Source organism: Protofrankia sp. Cr1, assembly GCF_963555865.1.
Taxonomy (GTDB): Bacteria; Actinomycetota; Actinomycetes; order Frankiales; family Frankiaceae; genus Protofrankia.
In genome coordinates, this window is sequence record NZ_CAUVXO010000449.1 from 1 (window position 1) to 4,332 (window position 4,332).

Annotated in this window: 3 protein-coding genes; all 3 read right to left on the reverse strand. The window is 64.1% G+C overall.

Translation table 11 applies throughout. From position 1 onward, the window contains the following. Positions 1 to 1,108, reverse strand: a 1,108-nt coding sequence (locus U9980_RS23440) for a SidA/IucD/PvdA family monooxygenase (RefSeq protein ID WP_322769916.1), incomplete at its 3' end; no start/stop codon positions are given. Between the two features lie 166 nt (positions 1,109 to 1,274). After that, positions 1,275 to 2,933: an ABC transporter substrate-binding protein gene (locus U9980_RS23445; RefSeq protein ID WP_322769917.1), complete on the reverse strand. Its 1,659-nt coding sequence runs from the start codon at positions 2,931 to 2,933 to the stop codon at positions 1,275 to 1,277. 149 nt (positions 2,934 to 3,082) lie between these two features. After that, positions 3,083 to 4,252, reverse strand: a complete 1,170-nt coding sequence (locus U9980_RS23450; protein WP_416210367.1) for an acyl-CoA dehydrogenase family protein — start codon at positions 4,250 to 4,252, stop codon at positions 3,083 to 3,085. Between the last annotated feature and the right edge of the window lie 80 nt (positions 4,253 to 4,332).

The following is a 4,332-nucleotide window of genomic DNA, read 5'->3' on the forward strand; positions in this document are numbered from 1 at the left end:
GCCTGCTCACCGCGATATCGGCCAGATCGACCCGGTCGGCGAGGTCACGTATCAGCGCGGGCATCCGCGGCTCATAGCCGGTACCCAGCAGCACCAGATCGCAGCGTAGTGGATCGACCTTGCCGCTCCGGCGATCCCGCAGCTCCAGCAGCACATCATCGCCGTCGACACGCGCATCGACGACCTCGGTCATGGCCTGCACGGCGGACCGCCGGCGCCCCAGCATCCTCTGCTGGTAAAGCATGGAGTAGATTTCATCGAGGAAGGGCGGAGCCAGGCCAGCGTAGTTCGCCAGGTGCATCTCGTCGAGAATCTGCCGGCGTACCTCGGCGCCGGCGTTGTAGAAATCATCGATGAAGGACGGGAAGAACAGCTCGTTGACGAATTTGCTGGTCTGGTAATTCGCCAGACCGATCGACCGCAACACCATCGTCGGCGTGCTCAACGGCAGGTCGTTGTGCAGGGCCATGAACATCTCGGCCGCGCTCTGGGCGCCGCCCACGACCACCGGCCGGATGGGTCGGTCAGTGGCCAGCTCGGCGATGCGCGTGCAGTACTGGGTACTGTGGATCACCCGGTCCGGCGGCAGGTTGTGGAAGACATCGGGGATGTGTGGGTCGCGGCCGGTGCCGATGACGAGATCGCGGCAATGCAGCCGGTCGCCGTCGGCAAGGGTCACGGTCCAGCCGATAATCGTACCGTCACCCGCGCGTCGCGGTTCAACGATCTCGCCGCGGGCGCCGTAGCGAATGCCCACATGGTCCAAGGAGTCGGCAACCCACTGCTGGTACTCCGAGAGCTCCCAGCGGTACGGGTTGAAGGTGCCCAGGTTCACGAACTCGTCAAGACGTCCGCGTTCGTGCAGAAAGCTCAGAAAAGAGAACCGGCTCCGCGGGTTGCGCAGGGTCACCAGGTCTTTGAGGAACGAGACCTGGCTGCGCGCCCACGGAAGCAACAGATTCCGCTGCCACTTGACGTCCGGGTACTGCTCCAGCAGCAGGGTGCTCTCGGCCAGCTCGCGCGAACCGGACTCCTCGATTGCCACCGCGAGCGCCAGGTTCGCCGGCCCCGCTCCGATCGCCAGTACGTCGATCTCTTGGTCAGTCATATTTCCACCTGATGGTTTGTTGGTCGGGTTCGTCGCAGGTTGGATGTGCCGAAACCGTTGATCGACATCGATGATCGGGCGGGGCCGGCAATTCGCGGAGTGGGTCGGCTGGCCAAGGGCCGCGCGATCATTGATTTTGTCGCGCGGCCCTTGGCCCCGAGCCTTTCTAGGACACCGTGACGCTGGTCAGATCGAGCTCACGGAATTGGGTGGGGACCACGTTGTGCAACCGCGAGGACCATGCGGCCGTGGCACTCTGAAACCAGATCGGGATCGTCGGCATGTCCTGCAGTACGAGCCGCTCAGCCTGCTGGTACAGCTGCTCGCCTTCCTGCTCCGACGGCGCCTCGTCGGCACGGGTGAGCAGTGCATCGACCGCCTGGTTGGAATACTGACCGACATTGGACGAGCCACCGGTCTTGAACAACGGGTTGAGGAAATTCTCGATCGACGGGTAGTCAGCTACCCAGGCGGAACGGTAGATCGCGTCCATCGTGTGGTCATTGAGCTTCTTACGCAACGCACCGAGCGTCGGCACCGACACGAATGTGCATTCCCGGCCAAGCGCCTTCTGGATCGACGCGCACGTCACCTCCATCCACTGCTGGTTGGCGGAGTCGACATTGGAGGTGAGCACGATCGGTCCCTGGAAACCGGTCGCATCGAACAGTTGCCTGGCCTTCTCAGGCTGGTAGGTGCACAGTTCCCCGCACTGGTTGTCGACATGGCCCTGGACATTCGGCGCTACCAGGCCGTCGGCCGGCGTCCGAGCACCGTTGAAGACCTTCTTGATGAGATCAACCCGGTCGATGGCCATCGAAATGGCCCGCCGCAGGTTCGGGTCGGCAAAGCGCTTGTCGTAGAGAGGGAAGGCGATCGCCTGATATCCGAGGTACTTGTAGGCAACGCGGCGGGTGTCGGGAAGATCAGTCTTGATCTTGTTGTTGACCGTTGACGACCACGGTGTGAACGAGAGGTAGTCGAGTTTGTTCGCCAAAACGTCGGCGTAGGCGTCGTCCAGGTTCGGGTAGAATCGGAAATCAATGCCGTCGATGTGCGGCTTCTCCCCGGCGAAATTGTCGTAGCGCTGCACGAGGATGTTCTTGCCCTTCGTGTAGGACACGAACTGGAAGGGGCCGTTGCCGACCGGATGGGCCTCGAAGGCTTTTCTGTCGGCGAAGAAGCTTGCAGGCAACGGGAAGAAGGCCGCATAGCCGAGCTGGGTGGCGAACGTGGAGAACGGCGCGGAAAGGGTCACGACGAAGGTGCGGTCGTCAACGACCTTCAGGCCCGACATCTCCTTTGCCGGGGGCAGCGTGGCCGGCTGCTTACCGTCCGCCGTTGCGTTGTTCACCTGACCGAAACCTTCGATGTGCGAGAAGTAGTTCGCACCCTGCATCTCGTTCGGGGAATACGCGGTGTAGTTCCAGGCGTCGACGAAACTCCTCGCGGTGACCGGCGTTCCGTCGTGGAAGGTCCACCCGGGCTTAAGCTTGATCGTATAGACCTTCGCATCGTTCGTCTGGATGGATGCGGCGACGGAGTTGCGCGGCGCGGCGGTTTTCGCGTCATACTCCACAAGGCCCTTGAACAAGGCGCCGAGGACACCGATGCCGCCGACCTCCGTCGTATTTCCGGGGATGAGCGGGTTCTCCGGTTCGGTTTCGTTGTAGCTGATGATCGCATCACTGTTGGCGGTGCTGACCGTACCGGCGGTGTTGACAGGTCCAGCGGTGCTGGTAGTGGTGTCGGTCTTGCCGCACGCGCCGAGCAGCGCGGCGAGCACCGCGAAGACGGCGGCAGTTCGAAGTGACAGTGATCGCATATCTTCTCCATTCACGATGAGGTGACTGATGACGACGGTTTCTCGCATACGGCCACCAGTGCACATCCGGCATCAATGGGACCGATTTCAACAGAACCGTGAGTTGACTGCCATTCAGGTCCAGGCGGAACAATCAATTGCCGCCGAATTCAGCTGGCGATGCCCAGGCAAAGCGGGAAACCAGGCCTGCCGCCCAACAGATAGGCGCCGGCCGATTGCAGGATCCGATCCTGGGCGACAACGTGCTGGCACATCGTGTTCGTGTCGCGCAGCCAGCGGTCCAGCGGAGACGGCCGGTAGATCGAGTTGGTCTGAAGAAGGTCGTAGAGCCGGCCCACGATCGACCGCGCCGTCCGGAAGGCGTGCCGGCGCGACAGCGGCAGTGCGGCACGCTCGTCCGGGGTGAGATCGTCGAGGCTTCCTCCGGCGGCCAGCACCTCGTGTTGGCGCTGCATGCTGGCGTACACCCCGCTTCGGGTGGCGACGAAGTCGGCCTCGCAGTCGGCGATGGTGACCTGCATGCGGTAGTCGTCGGCCGCGGCGCCGCTGACCGGATGTACCCGAGTGGCGACGATCTCGCGGACATGGTCGAGCGCGGCCCGCGCAATGCCCAGTGGCACGCCGGGCATGTTGCGCATGTGCACCTCCGGCTGGGCAAGTGCCCCGCTGCCGTTGCGCACGCTACCGAAGACGAGGGTGTGTTCCTCGGGGACGAAGATGTCCGTGATCGTGTAGTCGCAGCTTCCGCTGCCCGCCAGGCCGGTGGTGTACCAGGTGTCGACGACCTCCACCTGCCCGCGCGGCACCATCATCAGCCGCGAGTCGTGCGGGTCGCCGGACGGGCTCGGGTCCGGTCGGCCGTCGCGGTAGATGAACGCTCCGGAGATCACCCAGTCGCTGTGAGTGATCCCACTACCGAACTGCCAGCGACCGGTGAGCCGGTAGCCACCGGGGACGCGCTCGGCGTGCCCGGTTGGGAACAGCAGCCCAGCGGTGATCATATCCAGGCTGGGAAACATCTCCCTCGCCACGGACTCGTCCAGGAACGCGGCGTAGAGCCCGGTGTCCGAACCGATCATCGCGCACCAACCGGCGGCTGCGTCGCCGTAGGACAGCGCCTCGATGACCTCGGTCTGTTCCACGGAGGACGTCTCGGGACCACCCCACCTGTGCCCGAAGCCCATCCGGAACACCCCGGTGCCGCGCAGGAGCTCCACCACGTCCGCGGGCAGCCGCCGCTCCCGCTCGATGTCCGCGGAGCGCTCCCGCAGTCGCGGCGCAATCGCCCGGGCGCGATCGAGAATCTCCCTACCGGTCAGCGGTGGCGCTGGCGTATCAGTGCCGGCCGCGGCGGTCTCACGGCAGGCATGTGCTATCTCACGATGGGTCTGGGTGATGG